At 62.2% G+C, this 14,848-nt stretch carries 20 protein-coding genes and 1 pseudogene; 12 read left to right on the top strand and 9 right to left on the bottom strand.

The features are described from left to right. Positions 1-18: 18 nt before the first annotated feature. The gene (locus tag ACPPVP_RS37860; protein ID WP_426528631.1) at positions 19-981 is read right to left on the bottom strand and encodes an alpha/beta fold hydrolase; all 963 of its coding nucleotides are present in this window, start codon (positions 979-981) and stop codon (positions 19-21) included. A 263-nt stretch (positions 982-1,244) separates the two neighbouring features. Here ACPPVP_RS37860 and ACPPVP_RS37865 point away from each other — a divergent pair, with 263 nt between their 5' ends. Further along, the gene (locus tag ACPPVP_RS37865) at positions 1,245-1,424 is read left to right on the top strand and encodes a hypothetical protein (RefSeq protein WP_212417885.1); all 180 of its coding nucleotides are present in this window, start codon (positions 1,245-1,247) and stop codon (positions 1,422-1,424) included. A gap of 50 nt (positions 1,425-1,474) precedes the next feature. On the opposite strand, the pseudogene ACPPVP_RS37870 reads toward ACPPVP_RS37865, so the two are convergent. From ACPPVP_RS37870 to ykgO, 3 genes and pseudogenes are all read right to left on the bottom strand, one after another. After that, positions 1,475-1,756: pseudogene (locus ACPPVP_RS37870) on the bottom strand (hypothetical protein). Between the two features lie 261 nt (positions 1,757-2,017). After that, on the bottom strand, positions 2,018-2,632 hold the full coding sequence (locus tag ACPPVP_RS37875) for a tetratricopeptide repeat protein (protein ID WP_426528632.1): 615 nt from the start codon (positions 2,630-2,632) through the stop codon (positions 2,018-2,020). A 152-nt stretch (positions 2,633-2,784) separates the two neighbouring features. Further along, on the bottom strand, positions 2,785-2,910 hold the full coding sequence (ykgO, locus tag ACPPVP_RS37880) for a type B 50S ribosomal protein L36 (protein ID WP_002718645.1): 126 nt from the start codon (positions 2,908-2,910) through the stop codon (positions 2,785-2,787). A gap of 333 nt (positions 2,911-3,243) precedes the next feature. Between ykgO and ACPPVP_RS37885 the strand changes: the two genes are divergently transcribed. Both ACPPVP_RS37885 and ACPPVP_RS37890 read left to right on the top strand, forming a co-directional pair. After that, positions 3,244-4,269 carry an acyl-CoA desaturase gene (locus ACPPVP_RS37885; RefSeq protein ID WP_426528633.1) on the top strand — a complete coding sequence of 342 codons (1,026 nt, stop codon included), beginning with the start codon at positions 3,244-3,246 and terminating at the stop codon, positions 4,267-4,269. A 184-nt stretch (positions 4,270-4,453) separates the two neighbouring features. Continuing rightward, positions 4,454-4,870 carry a DUF1236 domain-containing protein gene (locus ACPPVP_RS37890; RefSeq protein ID WP_426528634.1) on the top strand — a complete coding sequence of 139 codons (417 nt, stop codon included), beginning with the start codon at positions 4,454-4,456 and terminating at the stop codon, positions 4,868-4,870. 117 nt (positions 4,871-4,987) lie between these two features. Here ACPPVP_RS37890 and ACPPVP_RS37895 read toward each other — a convergent pair whose 3' ends face one another. Further along, positions 4,988-5,422, bottom strand: coding sequence for a MaoC family dehydratase (locus tag ACPPVP_RS37895; RefSeq protein WP_426528635.1), 435 nt, complete (start codon positions 5,420-5,422; stop codon positions 4,988-4,990). A gap of 14 nt (positions 5,423-5,436) precedes the next feature. After that, on the bottom strand, positions 5,437-5,928 hold the full coding sequence (locus tag ACPPVP_RS37900; protein ID WP_426528636.1) for a MaoC family dehydratase: 492 nt from the start codon (positions 5,926-5,928) through the stop codon (positions 5,437-5,439). A 102-nt stretch (positions 5,929-6,030) separates the two neighbouring features. Here ACPPVP_RS37900 and ACPPVP_RS37905 point away from each other — a divergent pair, with 102 nt between their 5' ends. Genes ACPPVP_RS37905 through ACPPVP_RS37920 form a run of 4 tightly spaced genes read left to right on the top strand, consistent with a single transcriptional unit; the run spans position 6,031 to position 9,043 of the window. After that, the gene (locus tag ACPPVP_RS37905; protein WP_214487901.1) at positions 6,031-6,915 is read left to right on the top strand and encodes an amidohydrolase family protein; all 885 of its coding nucleotides are present in this window, start codon (positions 6,031-6,033) and stop codon (positions 6,913-6,915) included. Between the two features lie 40 nt (positions 6,916-6,955). Continuing rightward, a complete protein-coding gene (locus tag ACPPVP_RS37910) occupies positions 6,956-7,798 on the top strand; it encodes a dienelactone hydrolase family protein (RefSeq protein WP_426528637.1) in 843 nt (280 codons plus the stop codon). Beyond that, the gene (locus tag ACPPVP_RS37915) at positions 7,795-8,541 is read left to right on the top strand and encodes a haloacid dehalogenase type II (protein ID WP_426528638.1); all 747 of its coding nucleotides are present in this window, start codon (positions 7,795-7,797) and stop codon (positions 8,539-8,541) included. The genes ACPPVP_RS37910 and ACPPVP_RS37915 overlap by 4 nt, the downstream gene beginning before the upstream one ends. Before the next feature lies 1 nt (position 8,542). After that, a complete protein-coding gene (locus ACPPVP_RS37920) occupies positions 8,543-9,043 on the top strand; it encodes a YbaK/EbsC family protein (protein WP_426528639.1) in 501 nt (166 codons plus the stop codon). Here ACPPVP_RS37920 and ACPPVP_RS37925 read toward each other — a convergent pair. Together ACPPVP_RS37925 and ACPPVP_RS37930 are read right to left on the bottom strand one after the other, a co-directional pair. Beyond that, positions 9,025-9,396: a hypothetical protein gene (locus ACPPVP_RS37925; protein WP_426528640.1), complete on the bottom strand. Its 372-nt coding sequence runs from the start codon at positions 9,394-9,396 to the stop codon at positions 9,025-9,027. The two genes, ACPPVP_RS37920 and ACPPVP_RS37925, sit on opposite strands and share 19 nt — an antisense overlap. Before the next feature lie 126 nt (positions 9,397-9,522). After that, entirely contained in the window at positions 9,523-10,512 is a 990-nt protein-coding gene (locus ACPPVP_RS37930) for a tripartite tricarboxylate transporter substrate binding protein (protein WP_426528641.1), read from the bottom strand. 275 nt (positions 10,513-10,787) lie between these two features. On the opposite strand from ACPPVP_RS37930, the gene ACPPVP_RS37935 reads away from it, so the two are divergent. After that, complete coding sequence (locus tag ACPPVP_RS37935) at positions 10,788-11,228, top strand: DUF1353 domain-containing protein (RefSeq protein WP_426528642.1); 441 nt, start codon at positions 10,788-10,790, stop codon at positions 11,226-11,228. A gap of 57 nt (positions 11,229-11,285) precedes the next feature. On the opposite strand, the gene ACPPVP_RS37940 is transcribed toward ACPPVP_RS37935, so the two are convergent. Continuing rightward, positions 11,286-12,197, bottom strand: a complete 912-nt coding sequence (locus tag ACPPVP_RS37940; protein ID WP_426528643.1) for a LysR family transcriptional regulator — start codon at positions 12,195-12,197, stop codon at positions 11,286-11,288. A gap of 116 nt (positions 12,198-12,313) precedes the next feature. Here ACPPVP_RS37940 and ACPPVP_RS37945 point away from each other — a divergent pair, with 116 nt between their 5' ends. The 4 genes from ACPPVP_RS37945 to ACPPVP_RS37960 all read left to right on the top strand — a co-directional run bounded on the left by ACPPVP_RS37945 (position 12,314) and on the right by ACPPVP_RS37960 (position 14,785). Beyond that, positions 12,314-13,066, top strand: a complete 753-nt coding sequence (locus tag ACPPVP_RS37945) for an SDR family NAD(P)-dependent oxidoreductase (RefSeq protein ID WP_426528644.1) — start codon at positions 12,314-12,316, stop codon at positions 13,064-13,066. Between the two features lie 71 nt (positions 13,067-13,137). Next, on the top strand, positions 13,138-13,836 hold the full coding sequence (locus ACPPVP_RS37950; protein ID WP_426528645.1) for a pirin family protein: 699 nt from the start codon (positions 13,138-13,140) through the stop codon (positions 13,834-13,836). Between the two features lie 148 nt (positions 13,837-13,984). Continuing rightward, positions 13,985-14,584, top strand: coding sequence for an NAD(P)H:quinone oxidoreductase (gene wrbA / locus ACPPVP_RS37955; RefSeq protein WP_426528646.1), 600 nt, complete (start codon positions 13,985-13,987; stop codon positions 14,582-14,584). Positions 14,585-14,653: 69 nt separating this feature from the next. Further along, positions 14,654-14,785, top strand: coding sequence for a hypothetical protein (locus ACPPVP_RS37960; RefSeq protein WP_426528647.1), 132 nt, complete (start codon positions 14,654-14,656; stop codon positions 14,783-14,785). Positions 14,786-14,848: the final 63 nt, after the last annotated feature.

A 14,848-nucleotide genomic window follows, 5' to 3' on the forward strand; every position in this document is an offset into this window, starting at 1 on the left:
CCCCGGCTCCCGCGCGCCTCAATGAGCCGCCGCGGCAGCACCCGGCGGGATCGCGCCGATCATCGCCTCGACTTCCGCAATGACGAGATCGGGCGCGGCCTGCTGGATCATGTGGCCGACGCCCGGCAGCACGATCAGCTTTGCGTTCGGCGCGGCAGCCGCGAACGGCCGTGAGTGGATGTTGGTCGACACCGTCTTGTCGGCATCGCCGGCGATGATGGTGACCGGCGCCTTGATCTGCGCATAGCGCGGCGCCTGCTCGGCCACCGCCGCCTTCAGCGTCACCAGATCGCGCGCATTGGCGATGAATTCGCGCGGCCGCAGCAATAGCGGCGTGGCGGTGTCCCGGACAAATCCGTCCGGCATCGTCTGCGGCAGGAAGACGCCGCGCACGCCCGGTTCCGTGAGCAACAGGCCGAGCGGCAGCGTGACGGTATAGGCGAATAGCGGGCCGATCACCGGCGTGGCGATCAGATTGTTGTAACGCCCGACGCCGCCGGGCCATGGATAGGCCACCGGCGCCAGCATCACGAGACCAGCGACGGCATGCGGGTAATCCAGCGCGATCCGCGCGCCCAGTGCGCCGGACCAGGAATGCACCACGAAGATCGCCCTGTTGACGCCGATCTGAGCCAGCGCGTCGGCGATCATGCGGGCCTGAATTTCGGGGGTTGAATCCTCAAGGCGGGCGCGCGTGCTCCAGCCGTGCCCGGGACGGTCGATCAGGATCACGCGGTGCTTGCTGGCAAGCCGCTCCCCGACCGGCTGCCGCATCACCTCGAGATTGGAACTCGCGCCATGGAGCATTACGATCGGCGGACCGGCCGCATCCCGCGGGCCGATATCGAGGACGTGGAGGGTGCCGCCCATCACCTCGACCATCCTGCCTTGGGCGGGATGGGCCCGCTGCGCCAAAAAAACGCCGGCTTGCGTGACCAGCGCCAGCACCGCCAGCGTCGCCACGAAAATCACCACTACCATCGAGGATTTCCGGCTGATTTTCTGCACCCGCGAGCTACGGCCCGGATCGATGCTGGTTTCGGAGGTTGTCCACAGGGCCGCGATTCTGTGGATAGCGGGGTCATACTGATGTCATCGGCAAATTTGTACAGTGCCGCTGCCACTTTCGCCATGTGTGCGCGTGTCTGATTGAGGAGTAGTTGGACGCCAGCACTGTACCCAACATCCACAGGAGCAGGGGCGCTCACTACAAGTTGTTCCAGCGTAGATTCGGAGAAGTACCCATGATTTCCGACGCAAGCGAAGCCGCCATCGATCAGATCGTAGCGAGTTGCAATGGCGACATCCGCGGCGCCCTCAAGGCGCTGTTGCGTGTCAACGAGCAGCTTGAAGCGGAATTGGCGCAGTTCTATGCGGCAGTAGGTCTCGACGGCATGGCCCGCGGCAGCAACGCCGTGCACTAAGGCCTTTTGGGTCGACGCGTTTCCCGACGCGAAACGATCCGAAAACGGATCTAATCGGATTTTTTCTCGTCATCCTGCGTGCTTGCGGGCGGCTCTTCCACCGCTGGGCAACTGGAGATGGTCGAACGGGCCAGCTTGGCGTCGTCCAGCGACTGATACGGTCCGGTTCCGAACCAGATATTGCCCCCGAACTGGGCGTTGATGACGGGATTGCTCGTGACGATCTCGCATTTGCTGGTCGCCCGGTTGCCGACCACTCAATATCCACCTTGCGCGGAAGCGCAGGTTCCGGTCGCGACAATCATCGCGCCGGCGAGCAGCAATGGTTTCATGGCTCGCTCCTGTAAACGCATCCGCCAGTAATAGCGCGTTGGCGGCGCCACGTTCCCTTCCGAAGCAAAGCGTCGGGAAACCGCGATCCCCTTGATTAGAGCGTTTTCGAGCGAAGTGGGAACCGGTTCGCGTCAAGAAAACGCGTCAAAACAGCATCCGGAGTTCGGTTCTGATTGAATCAGAACCGAACTCCGGACGCGATCTTATCGGTGTCCGCTTTTGCGCTTACGTGGGCCCCTGCGGGCGGGATCAGGCGCGCATCAGATATCGCGGCCTTCGACCTTTTCGGTCAGCGACTTGACCAGTTCCGGCACCTTCTCGAGATGCGGATTGACGGCCAGCGCCTTGCGGAACGCTTCCAGCGCGCGCCTTTCGTCACCGATGTCCTGCATGATCATGCCGAGGCCCGCCAGCGCGCCGAAATGCCGGGGTTCGCGGATCAGCACCTGCCGGATGTCTTCCAGCGAATGGGTGTAGTCGTTCTTCAGGTAATACAGCGTCGCACGCCGGTTCCATGCCTCGACATAATCGGGACGCAGCTTGATGACGGCATCGAGCAGTTTCAGCGCGACGTCGACCTTCTGCGCGTCAATCGCGGCCTTGGCGCGCAGCATCAATAGCGCAGCCGTGTCGCTCGGGGTCTGCATCCACAGCGCCCAGATCCGCGCCTCGACATGCTTGGCGCTGGCTTCATCGGGGGCGGCCTTCAGGGCGCCGAACAGGAAATCCAGCCCGCGGGTGCGATCGGCGCCAACCTTGGGAAGCTTGCTTGGCGCTTCCGGCAGTTTCTTTTGGGCTTTCGGCGGGGGAACAACCTGGGTGTTGTTCTGGGCGAAAGCGGCCGCCGGCACGGCTGTCAGGACAGCAGCTGTCATCACAATCCGGCAGTTACGGGCGCCCGGGAATCTCAAAATCATGGGCCAAGTCTAGACGCGCAAAATCGCACTGCAAGCAGCACGTCGTCAAAGACCTGTGAAAGGTGGAAGAAAAAGCCGGCTCAACGCCCAGGACGTAAACCTTGGCGGCCTTAACCCTGGCGGGCCTTGAAGCGGCGCTGCACCTTGTTGATCACGTAAACCCGGCCCTTGCGGCGGACCAGACGGTTGTTGCGGTGGCGACCACGCAGCGATTTCAACGAGTTACGGACCTTCATGGGACAATCCTGATGCTTTGAAAGGCCGTGTTGAAGGCCGAACCTGAGCTACCCGAAAGCGGCAAAATGGGATTTATCCCGAAAGCGGCCAACCGCCCGGGACGGGGCGGTTTCTAAGCCATGCCATGGCCGGATGTCAATAAACCCCTTGCGACGTGGGGGATCCGCCGGGCTTCGCCGGTATGGAACTGATTCCAAAGCTATTTTTCGCAGCAGCCTGCGCCAAATAGCCTCAAATGTTTGGACCCCAAACGGAGTCTAGTGCGTATACGAAGAATCAGCCCTGCGCACCATCCCGCCAGGCTTCCCCATACAGATGGAACCCATTTCGGCATGACGACCGCTCGCCGGCCGACCGCAAGAACTGCGGTACTCGACACCGACTCCCTGCCCGCCCCGCTCACGGGATCCCGCATTTCGTTGCCTACGGGGGTATGGCCGTTCAAGCTCAACTGGCCGTACATCATCGTCATCGGCACCTATCACGCCCTCGCCGTGCTGGCATTCATGCCCGGTTATTTCAGCTGGAGCGGTCTGGCCGTGGCCATCCTCGGCACGCATTTGTGCGGGCTGTTCGGCATCAACCTTTGCTACCACCGGCTGCTCACCCATCGCGGGCTGATATGTCCGAAATGGCTCGAGCACACGATGGTCGTCATCGCGATGTCCTGCCTGCAGGAGACCCCTGCCCGCTGGGTCGCGATCCACCGCCGGCATCATCAATACGCCGACGACCAGCCGGACCCACATACGCCGCTGGCCGGTTTCTTCTGGAGCCATGTCGGTTGGATCCTGGTGCATCAGCCGGAATTGGCGCGGCTCGGAATCTACGAGCGCTACGCCAAGGACATTCTGCGCGACAAATTCTACGTGGCGCTCGAGCGCCACAACTGGCTGGCCTGGATCAATCTGCTGCAGATGCCGCTATTCTATGCCGCGGGCTTCGCCGCCGGATGGCTGTGCGGCCAGGCGCCTGCCGATGCGGCGACGAATGGCCTCAGCATCCTGATGTTCGGCGTGTTCGTCCGCACGGTGCTGGTCTGGCACATCACCTGGGCGATCAATTCGGTGACCCATGTGTGGGGCTATCGCAACTACGAGACCGACGAGGACAGCCGCAACAACCTCGTGGTCGGGCTGATCTCAAACGGCGAAGGCTGGCACAACAACCACCACGCCGATCCGCGCTCGGCACGGCATGGCCATCGCTGGTGGGAGTTCGACAACACCTGGCTCACGATCCGGTTTCTGGCCTTTGTCGGCCTTGCAAAGGACGTCGTGCCGCCGAGCGCGCATCTCGCCAGGCAGACGACGGGCGGCAAACTGACGACCCGCGGCGCTACGGGCGTCCCCGATTAGGCTCCTGATCCAAAATCGCGAAAACAACCCCATGCAAAGTAGAAAAAGGCCGGCTCACGGTAACGGGGGGCTGGGTCAGTCCGGGCCACGGCCTGACCTGGCGGGACCAACAACCCGAAAAAGCAGGGAACGTAATCCGCTCTCGTTGCTTGTCACGCGCTCACATTCTTACATTGGAGATATCATGATCCGCCGTTTTATCGGAATTGCTGTCGTTGCCGCCAGCGTGGCGCTGCCGGTTGCCGTGCAGGCGCAGGGCGTCCCCGGAGGCGTCGAACGAGGCTCCCGGGAGGGCGAGCGGGCCGCGGGTCCGGTAGGCGCCATCGTCGGCGGTGTGGTCGGTGGTGTCGTCGGCGGCGTGAACGGCGTCCTCGGCGTCGACGCGCGTCCGCGTTTTCGCACTTACGTCGTCGAACAGCGGCGCCCGTCTTATCAGTACCGCGAAGATCTGCGGGTCGGTGCCGTCTTGCCGGAAGAAGGCGTCACCTACTACGACGTACCGCAAGAATATGGCGTTCGCGACTACCGTTACACGGTCGTCAACGGCCGCACGGTTCTGGTCGAACCGCGCAGCCGAAGGATCGTCGAGATCGTCGAATAAAGGCGCTACAACGAACGGATCAAGGGCCACCTTACGGGTGGCCCATTTTCTTTGGAACGTGCGAAGCGCAGCCGTTCCAAATGGGTGTCGCCACCGTCGCGTTGCTTCCCGGCAATATTAGTTCGGAAACTCCACCATCGCCTCGCCGGTCGCCACCTTCTCCCCGGCCTGGTTCTTGACCATTACGTCGATCAGCACCCAGCGCGAATTCTGCGTGGTCTGCTTCGACTTGATGATTCCGGTGGGCTGGATGGTGTCGCCGGGCTTGACCGGTTTGACCCACCGCGTCTCCAGCCGGCGGTGGATGGCGCCGGCGGGGTACGCCCAGTCGGTAATCATCCGTGAGATCAGCCCGAAATTGTTCATGCCGTGCATGATGATGCCGCCGAAATTGGTCTTGCCGAAATTGCCCTTCATGTAGTCGTCGTCGAGATGCAGCGGGTTGTAGTCGAGCGAGGCATCGCAGAACAGGCGGATCGATTCGCGTGAGACGGCGAATTTCGGACCGTCGATGACGTCGCCGGCGGAGAGATTGTCGAACGTAGCGGTCATTGATCGTTCCCCTCTCACATCGGCCGAATCGTCCAGCCGCGGCCGGAACAGATTACATCGCCCTTCTGGTTGAAGAAGACGTTGTCGTGCACCACGAACAGCCGTTCGCGCTTGATGAACTTGTCGAGCGCGCGGGCCTGCAAGGTGATGACGTCGTTGGGGCGCGCCGGGATGTTGTAGCTCCAGGACTGCCCGGCATTGACGGTTCCCGGCGAGCGCATCCAGTCATCCGCCGGCGTGCAGGAGAACATCAGGAGGATATGGATCGAGGGCGGCGCGATCAGCCCGCCATAGCGGGTGGCCCTGGCATAGGCTTCGTCGAAATAGATCGGATGATCCTCGCCGACCGATTTGCAGTACAGTTCGATGGCCTGTCGGGTCAGCGTGTAGGGAATTGTCTTGCGCGGCTCGCCGGGAACGATGTCGTCCCAGACCTTGCGCAGATTGGCGTCTTTCCAGAAATCGGTCTCAAAGGCCTCCGTGCCCTCAGACGAGACTTTGGCCATGCCACGCTCCCTGTTCTTGCTCTTTTGCTTCTGCCGTCTTGCGGAATTTGTTATATAGTATAATCAATTTTCCAGACCCAAAAATCAAGCCGGGGAAGCCCAATGCCCAAGCTCAAATTGCCGGATATCGAGAAAGTCGTCGCGATCGACATCCACACCCATGCGGAAGAACCCTGCGGCATGCATGGCGACGACGGCTATGACGATTTTCAGGAGCGCATGGCTGACTATTTCAAATCGCCGCACAAGCATCCGCCGACCGTGCCGGAAACCGCGGCCTATTACCGCTCCAAGAATATCGCGGCCGTGATCTTCCCGGTCGATGCCGAACGCGAGACCGGTTTCCGCCGCTACAACAATTACGAAATGCTGGAAGTCGCCTCCGACAATCTCGATGTCCTGATCCCCTTCGTCTCGATCGATCCGCACAAGGGCAAGCTCGGCGTGCGCGAAGCGCGCAAGCTGATCGAGGAGTACGGCGTCCGCGGCTTCAAATTCCACCCGACCATGCAGGGCTTTTACGCCAACGACCGCATGGCCTATCCGCTCTATGAAGCCATCAATGACGGCGGCGCGATCGCGCTGTTTCACACCGGACAGACCGGCGTCGGTTCCGGCATGCCCGGCGGCATGGGGATGCGGCTGAAATATTCGAATCCGATGTACATGGACGATGTGGCGGCGGATTTCCCCGACCTGAAGATCATTCTCGCCCATCCCTCCTTCCCCTGGCAGGAAGAGGCGCTATCGGTCGCGACCCACAAGCCGAACGTCTATATCGACCTCTCCGGCTGGTCGCCGAAATATTTCCCACCGATTCTCGTCCGCTACATCAATTCGATTTTGCAGGACAAGATGCTGTTCGGCTCGGACTGGCCGGTGATCACGCCGGACCGCTGGCTGGCGGATTTCGCAAAACTCGACATTCGCGAGGAAATCAGGCCGAAGGTATTGAAAGCCAACGCGCGGAAGATTTTGGGTATATAATCGCCGGGGGCGGGCCGCAGAGCGAAGATGGTGGTGCGTGATGAAGCTCGCCAAAGCCGCTGTCTTCACCACTGCATTCCTGATCGGATATGCGGTCGTATGTCCCGCGGCTCGATCTCAGTCCGGCGGCACCATCGTTGAACTCGAAACGCCACTGGCGAGTTCGCATCCGCTGCAGGGGTATCTGAGGCATCCGAACGGGACAAGCCCGTCGCCAGCGGTGGTCCTGCTACATAGCTGCAGCGGCAATTGGCGACATATCGACGAACGTTGGGGCACGCGGATCGCGTCCTGGGGCTTTGCTGCGCTCTCGGTCGACAGCTTCGGTCCGCGCGGCATCAAGACCACCTGCAGAGACAACAGCATATCAACCGATTTTGGCTCCGACGCCTACCGGGCACTGGACTTTCTGGCGCAGCAACCGTCGGTCGATCCTGCGCGCGTCGCTGCAGTCGGCTTTGCGATGGGCGGCTACTTCGTTCTGTCATCGGTCGAACGTGGTTTTGCCGAGCAAGCGTCGACAAACAAGTTCCGCGCCGCAGTTGCGTTCTACCCACCTTGCGGCGGATTAAAGGGAGACCTGACCGTTCCCGCGCTGATTCTGATCGGCGAACGCGACGATTTGAATTCGGCGGAAGAGTGCCGCAACCTGGTGGTCGGACGCGACGGTTGGGGGATATCCCGCCCGAAGGACCGCGTCATTCCGATCAAACTTGTCGTCTATCCCGACGCCTATCACGCATTCGACGTGCCGGGCCTGAAGACCCCGCGGGAAATTTTGGGTCATCATCTCGAATTCAACCAATCTGCGGCGGATCAGGCGGCCGTGGCGCTGCATGAGTTTCTTGACGCGACAATCGGCGGGAAGGTGCAGGGCCAGTGACCATCAAAGCCATCGTCTTCGACGCCTATGGAACGCTCTGCGACGTCCAGTCGGTGGCCGAAATCACCGAGGATGCGTTTCCCGGCTATGGCGACATCATCACCCAGGTCTGGCGTATCAAGCAGCTCGAATACACCTGGCTGCGCTCTCTGATGCGGCGCTACCGGGATTTTTCCGAAGTGACGCGCGACTCACTGGCCTACACGCTCGATAGCCTCGGGCTCGAATATGACGACGACACCTTTGCGCGCATCGTCGACAAATATTTGCATCTCGATCTCTATCCGGATGCGCTCGCTGCACTGTCGGCGATGAAGGACCGCAAGCTTGCGATCCTGTCCAACGGCAGCCCCGGCATGCTCGACGCGCTGGTACGCAACAGCGGGCTCGACAAGCTGCTCGATGCGGTCATCAGCGTCGATGCCAAAAAGATTTTCAAGCCGAGTCCCGAAGCCTACATGCTGATCGAGGAGGTGCTGCACATACCGCCCGCCGAGGTGCTGTTCATCTCGTCCAATCCCTGGGACGCCTGCGGCGCCAAGACGTTCGGGCTCAACGTCGCCTGGATCGAGCGGGTGACGCCGGAAGCGATGGCGCTGGCCTGCCTCGAAAGCGAGACGCTGCCGCCATTGACGATGTTTTGGGCGTTGCGTACCCAGATGGATGAACTCGGCGTCGTGCCCGATCACCGTATCCACGGCCTCGCCGAACTGCCCGCCCTGGTGTCCCGCATAAGGTCCTGAAATGAGTCTTGAGTCCGTCCGCGCCTTCTTCGCAGAAAAGGCGCCCGATATCTCCGTGATCGAATCCAGCATGAGCTCCGCCACCGTCGCGCTGGCCGCCGAAGCCTACGGCGTCGAGCCGGCGCGGATCGCAAAAACGCTGAGCTTGCGGATCGGCGAGCGCGTGGTGCTGATCGTGGCCGCCGGCACCTCGCGGATGGACAACAAGAAGGTGAAGGCGCTGTTCGGCGGAAAACCGAAGATGCTCGGCCTCGAGGAAGTCGCCGAGATCACCGGCCACGAAGTCGGCGGCGTCTGTCCGTTCGGATTGAAGACGCCGCTGCCGGTCTATTGCGACGTCTCGCTGAAGGCGTTCGACATCGTGGTGCCGGCCGCAGGCTCGACCCACAGCGCGGTGAAGATTAGGCCCGCGCGCATGGCGGAGCTGACCGGAGCCGAATGGGTCGACGTCTGCGAACTCAGGCCCGCACCGGAAACGCCGGCCTATTCGTCTTCCTCATAGTACGGTCTCGGCTGGGGCTGCACCGCCTGCGGCTGCATTTGTTGCGGCGCGCGGCCGCGTGGCGCGGTCTGCTGCGGCATACGCTGCGCCGGCGCGCGATTGGCCTGCTGCTGTTCCGCGCTCGATTCGAACACCGCGCGGCAACCGTTGGAGAGCTGCGGCGTGTTCTGCCGCAAGCAGGCCACGATGCGGCCGGCATCCGGGATCTGGTCGCCACAGAGTCGCCAGACATCGGGCGTGCAGGCCATCTGCTGCTCCCAGGTTCCGCGATATTCTTCCGACGATGCGGGAGCGATTACGCCTGATGCGCCGATCGCGATGGCAAGGCCGAGGACAATCCGCTGCATTCGCATGTCCGGGTCCTTTCGTTCGATTTACAAGACAGACGCGAAAAATTTCGCGCGGCGATGCGCGCAAGCCTGTCAAAGGAATGCGGCCATGCGACGTTGGTGCGAACAAAAAAATGTGAAGCGGGTTCCCTACTCTACCTTGCCGATCTTCTTCACCGCCGCGACCAGCCGCGCGCTGTCTTCCGCAACGAACTTTGAAAATTCCGGCGCGTCCTGATAGGCGACGGGGCTGCCGGCGGTTTCGAACGTCTTGATTACCTCGGGTGCTTTCACCGCTTGCGCCATCGCTTCGCGTAGTTGCGTCATGATCGGCGCGGGCAGCGCTGCTTGCGCAAACAGTCCGGCCCAGATGTAGAACTCGACATCCTTGTAGCCGAGTTCCTTGAACGTAGGCAGGTCGGGGAAACTCTTGACGCGCTCGGCGCCCCAGTTGGCCAGCACGCGCATCTTCCCGTCATCGACCTGCTGCTTCAGCGTGCCCGGCGCTGACGCCATCGCCTGCACGGTGCCGCTCAATAGCGCTGTCAGCGCGGGGCCGGCGCCGCGGAACGGCACGTGCAGCAGTTTGATGCCGGCGCTCGACGCGAACATCTCCATCGCCACATGCAGCGTGCCGTAGGGACCGGACGAACCATAGGGAATTTGCCCGGGACGTTTTTTGGCGTCTTCGACGAATTCCTGCAGCGTCTTCCACGGCGCCGACGCCGGCACCGCGAGCAATGTCGGATCGGCCAACACGCGCGCGATCGGCGCGAACTGCGAAACTTCATAGGCCACCGGGCGATCGAACAACCGGTCGGCTTCCGGCAGCACCGCGAGCGAGGACAGCGTCATCAATAGCGTATGACCATCAGGCTCGGCGCGCGCCGCGGCCGCATTGCCGACCGATCCACCGCCACCGCCGGCGCGGTTGTCGACGATGACGGGCTTGCCAAGGATCCGCTCCAGCGCCTGTGCAATCGGCCGCGCCGCGAGATCAGCCTGGCCGCCGGGCGGGAATGGGACAATCATGGTGATGTTGCGCGAGGGATACGTGCTTTGCGCTGACGCGGCGTGCGAGAGTGCGGTTTGCGCCAGCGGCAGTGCAGCGGCGGCCTTCAGAAGTTCGCGTCGGTTCATTAATAGTTTCTCCCTCGGGATTTTGTTTTGGTTGTTGGAACGCAGCCTAGCCGGAAGCCGACGGCGATGCGATAGCCAGGCTCTCTACCCTTCTGAGGGCCCGAGACGAGCGAAGCTCGCTCGTGTATCGGCTCACAGCGAGCGCCGCGGATCAGTCATCGCAGTCAAGCTTGGAGCTTAGTGACGCCCATCACAGTCTGACGAGTTCATCCCCCTTAGCGTCCTCGCATCATCAACTGACGGGATCGCTTAATCGACGAAGGGGAGGAAGAGCTGTGGGTGCATTCACGAGCGAACTGACCATTACGCATCTCTCCGGTAACGATAGGTACAGCTGGCGCCGATGGCGCTTGGCAGAGCCCCTCATCTATGAGGTCGGAGGCCGCGGCTCCGGTCGCGTCATCGTCGTTTGGAAGGGCTTCGTCACCGACGGTCCATCCATTCCTCGACCACTGTGGTCTATCCTACCAGTTTGGGCGAGCTACAGCCGCGCGGGCGTCATTCATGACTGCTTGTGCTGCCTAATCGCGGGCAACAATCCCCATCCTGAAGCTCCGACGCGCGACGATGCCGACCGAATTTTCTTCGAAGCCATGACGGTCCTCAATGTCGGCCGGGTTCAGAAGTACGCACTCTACTTGGGCGTTCGCTTGGCGACCTGGTTTAACTTGAGGACCACCATGATCGACTACAACACCACCCTCAACGCTACGTAAATAGTTTGGCGGTAGCAAAACCGCCCCCTCCGGGGCAGGGTGAACGCGAAATCGCCACTACTTCCGCTTCTTCGCTTTCGCGAAATGCTTGGCGAGAAAATTCGCCAGCACCTCCACGCGTGCCGGCCGCGGGCCGCCCGGTGGAGTTACAAGATGCACGGCGCCTTCCGGCTGGTGCCAGCCTTTCAGGATCACTTCGACTTCGCCTGATGCGATGGCGTCGCCGACGATGAAGTCCGGCAGGTCGGCGATGCCGAGGCCGGCGATGACCGATGGCAACAGCGCCTCGCCATTGTTGACGCGGAGCTGGCCTGCGGGGCGGACGCTGGCCTGCTCGCCGGACGCGTTGGTGTAGTGCCAGACACCGGGTGTCGAGAGATAGGCGTAGCCGAAGCATTTGTGCTCGGCGAGATGCATCGGATGCGTCGGCCTGCCATGGCGCTTCAGATAGGAAGGCGCGGCCACGGTGTAGCGCGGCATCGCACAGAGCCGCCGCGCGATCAGCGAGGAGTCCGGCAGCCGCGCGATGCGCAGGCCGGCATCAAAGCCCTCGCCGATCAGGTCGACGGTCGCGTCGCTCAGATGAAGATCGATCGAGACCTCCGGGAAGGCGGCGAGAAATTCCGGCAAGATCGGCGCAACGGCCTTCACGCCGAACGTCATCGGCACCGCGAGCCGCACCAGCCCGCGCGGCGCCATCGATTGCGACAGCGCCTCGTTTTCCGCCGCCTCGCCATCGGCCAATAACTGCGTCGCGCGCTCGGCGAGCTTTTGCCCGGCATCGGTCAGCGCCAGCCGCCGCGAGGTGCGGTTGAACAGCCGCGCGCCGAGCCGCTGCTCCAGCCGGCTGACGGCCTTGGACACCGTGGCCTTGGACAGCGCCAGTTCGGTCGCGGCCGATGCAAACGACCGTAACTCCACGACTTTTGCGAAAATCGCGAGCGCCTCGAAATCCGGGAGCTTTGCCATTCGGATCGCCTCCATGGCGTGTTTTTGGAAACAATGAGTTTCAATAGTTTCTATTTCTATACCACACCGGACGGCATATCCAACGACCATCGGAATTCAAGCAACGGAGAAATCCAATGACCAAGAAGCTCTCAGGCAAGGTAGCCCTCGTCACCGGCGGTTCGCGCGGCATCGGCGCGGCCTCTGCCCGCGCCCTCGCAGCAGAAGGCGCCAACGTCGCGATCAGTTATGTCGCCTCCCCGGACAAGGCCGAGGCCGTCGTCGCCGAACTGAAGGCCAAGGGCGTCAATGCCCGCGCCTACAAGGCCGACCAGGCCTCCGCTGTCGATGTCGATCAACTGGTGAAGAATGTCGCCAAGGATTTTGGACGGCTCGACATCCTCGTCAACAATGCCGGCGTGGCCGTCGGCGGCCCGATCGATGACGTCAATACCGACATTGCGGCGCTCGCCCGCCAAGAGGAGATCAACGTGCACGGCGTGATATCAGCGATTCGCACCGCGTCGAAGCTGATGGGTAACGGCGGCCGCATCGTCACGATCGGCTCCGGCATTGCCACCCGCGCTTCGTTTCCCGGCCTTGCCGACTATGCCGCCACCAAGGCTGCAATCGTCGGCTATTCCAAGGGCGCATCGCGCGACCTCGGACCGCGCGGCATCACGGTCAACGTGCTGCAGCCGGGATCGATCAACACCGACATGAACCCGGACGACGACCGCGAATTCGCCGACGCCCAACGCAAACAACACGCGCTGCAGCGTTTTGGCACCGCGGAAGAGATTGCAGCCGGCGTGCTGTTCCTCGCAAGTCCTGAGGCCTCGTTCGTGACCGGCACGGTGCTCAACGTCGATGGCGGCTTCGGCGCCTAACCAACCACCAGACACAAGGCCGGGCGCCACCGCGCCCGGGACATCGCGAAAACTCAACAAAGGAATATCCCATGATCGAACTCAGACCTTTTGCAAAACTCGGCGGCGCCGACCACGGCTGGCTGAAGGCGAAGCACCACTTCTCGTTCGGCAGCCACTACGATCCCGACAATATGGGCCACGGCTCCTTGCGGGTGTGGAACGATGACGAGATCGCGCCGAACACCGGGTTTCCCGCCCATCCCCACGCCAACATGGAAATCATCACCTATGTCCGTGAAGGCGCGATCACGCACCAGGACTCGCTCGGCAACAAGGGCCGAACCGAGGCCGGCGACGTGCAGGTGATGAGCGCTGGCAGCGGCATTCGTCACTCCGAGTACAATCTGGAGCCTTCGAAGACCAAGATCTTCCAGATCTGGATCGAGCCGACGACGAAGGGCGGTCAGCCGACCTGGGGCGCAAAGCCGTTTCCGAAGTCGGATCGCTCGGGCAAGCTCGTCACCATCGCCAGCGGCATTGAAGGCGACCAGGATGCGCTGCCGATCCGAGCCGATGCACGGGTGCTCGCCACCACGCTGAAGGCCGGCGAGAGCGCTGAATACGAACCGCACAAGGCGCGTCACCTCTATCTGGTGCCGGCGGCCGGCAGCGTCGAAGTCAACGGCGTGCGCGTCAACGCCCGCGACGGCGCCGCGATCCGCAACGAGGCGAAGCTGACGATCACCGCGCTGGAAGATTCCGAGCTGGTGCTGGTCGACGCGGCGTAAGCCTCAACTTCCGAACCGTCATGGCCGGGCTTGACCCGGCCATCCATCCTCTTCGCAAGACTCTTTCCAAGGCGATGGATTGCCGGGTCAAGCCCGGCAATGACACCTCAAAAACAACACGCACTTTCAAACCCAAAGGAAAACCATCATGGCCAAAGTACTCGTGCTCTATTATTCCGCCTACGGTCACATCGAGGCGATGGCGAATGCCGTCGCCCAGGGCGCGCGCGACGCGGGCGCGACCGTCGACGTCAAGCGTGTGCCGGAGCTGGTGCCCGAAGCGGTCGCCAAAGCTTCGTATTACAAACTCGATCAGGCCGCCCCGGTCGCCAAAATCGAAGACCTCGCCAACTACGATGCCATCGTCGTCGGCACCGGCACCCGCTTTGGCCGGATGGCATCGCAGATGGCGAACTTCCTCGACCAGGCAGGCGGCCTCTGGGCCAAGGGCGCGCTGCACGGCAAGGTCGGCGGCGCGTTTACGTCATCGGCGACCCAGCACGGCGGACAGGAAACCACGCTGTTTTCGATCATCACCAACCTGCTGCATTTCGGCATGACCATCGTCGGCCTGAACTACGGCTTTGCCGGCCAGATGAAGCTCGACGAAGTCACCGGCGGTTCGCCCTACGGCGCGACCACGATCACCGGCGGCGACGGCAGCCGCCAGCCGAGCGAAAATGAACTCGCCGGGGCGCGCTATCAAGGACGGGTGATCGCGGAAACGGCCAATAAACTGCATGGCTGATGCGACAAGGGCGGCATTCTCCGCAGAGATTGCCGCCCTATCTATCGTTCAGGGGACGATGGATCAGGCATGGTCGAAATTCTGTTTATCGCTCAACTGGCACGGCGGCCGCTGCAGGCGATGGCGCGGCGGTGGTGGTGCAAGAGCCTGTTCCGCGCCTCGCGCGGAGCGCGGCGCTGCCCGGAATGCACGAAATCGTGAGGCCTGGTTTCTAGAGACCTCGTGAATTCGTGGTACGCCTTCCGCCTACAGGGGCGGCACGCG

This window comes from Bradyrhizobium sp. McL0615 (assembly GCF_049993905.1).
Classification (GTDB): domain Bacteria; phylum Pseudomonadota; class Alphaproteobacteria; order Rhizobiales; family Xanthobacteraceae; genus Bradyrhizobium.

Bases quoted from the DNA above. Each gene is read 5' to 3' on its own strand.
- ACPPVP_RS37925 (WP_426528640.1), bottom strand. From the start codon at position 9,396: ATGCGAATGCAGCGGATTGTCCTCGGCCTTGCCATCGCGATCGGCGCA.
- ACPPVP_RS37920 (WP_426528639.1), top strand. From the start codon at position 8,543: ATGAGTCTTGAGTCCGTCCGCGCCTTCTTCGCAGAAAAGGCGCCCGAT.
- ACPPVP_RS37940 (WP_426528643.1), bottom strand. From the start codon at position 12,197: ATGGCAAAGCTCCCGGATTTCGAGGCGCTCGCGATTTTCGCAAAAGTC.
- ACPPVP_RS37895 (WP_426528635.1), bottom strand. From the start codon at position 5,422: ATGACCGCTACGTTCGACAATCTCTCCGCCGGCGACGTCATCGACGGT.
- ACPPVP_RS37960 (WP_426528647.1), top strand. From the start codon at position 14,654: ATGGTCGAAATTCTGTTTATCGCTCAACTGGCACGGCGGCCGCTGCAG.
- ACPPVP_RS37875 (WP_426528632.1), bottom strand. From the start codon at position 2,632: ATGACAGCTGCTGTCCTGACAGCCGTGCCGGCGGCCGCTTTCGCCCAG.
- ACPPVP_RS37905 (WP_214487901.1), top strand. From the start codon at position 6,031: ATGCCCAAGCTCAAATTGCCGGATATCGAGAAAGTCGTCGCGATCGAC.
- ACPPVP_RS37950 (WP_426528645.1), top strand. From the start codon at position 13,138: ATGATCGAACTCAGACCTTTTGCAAAACTCGGCGGCGCCGACCACGGC.
- wrbA (WP_426528646.1), top strand. From the start codon at position 13,985: ATGGCCAAAGTACTCGTGCTCTATTATTCCGCCTACGGTCACATCGAG.
- ACPPVP_RS37930 (WP_426528641.1), bottom strand. From the start codon at position 10,512: ATGAACCGACGCGAACTTCTGAAGGCCGCCGCTGCACTGCCGCTGGCG.
- ykgO (WP_002718645.1), bottom strand. From the start codon at position 2,910: ATGAAGGTCCGTAACTCGTTGAAATCGCTGCGTGGTCGCCACCGCAAC.
- ACPPVP_RS37885 (WP_426528633.1), top strand. From the start codon at position 3,244: ATGACGACCGCTCGCCGGCCGACCGCAAGAACTGCGGTACTCGACACC.
- ACPPVP_RS37890 (WP_426528634.1), top strand. From the start codon at position 4,454: ATGATCCGCCGTTTTATCGGAATTGCTGTCGTTGCCGCCAGCGTGGCG.
- ACPPVP_RS37900 (WP_426528636.1), bottom strand. From the start codon at position 5,928: ATGGCCAAAGTCTCGTCTGAGGGCACGGAGGCCTTTGAGACCGATTTC.
- ACPPVP_RS37860 (WP_426528631.1), bottom strand. From the start codon at position 981: ATGGTAGTGGTGATTTTCGTGGCGACGCTGGCGGTGCTGGCGCTGGTC.
- ACPPVP_RS37910 (WP_426528637.1), top strand. From the start codon at position 6,956: ATGAAGCTCGCCAAAGCCGCTGTCTTCACCACTGCATTCCTGATCGGA.
- ACPPVP_RS37945 (WP_426528644.1), top strand. From the start codon at position 12,314: ATGACCAAGAAGCTCTCAGGCAAGGTAGCCCTCGTCACCGGCGGTTCG.
- ACPPVP_RS37865 (WP_212417885.1), top strand. From the start codon at position 1,245: ATGATTTCCGACGCAAGCGAAGCCGCCATCGATCAGATCGTAGCGAGT.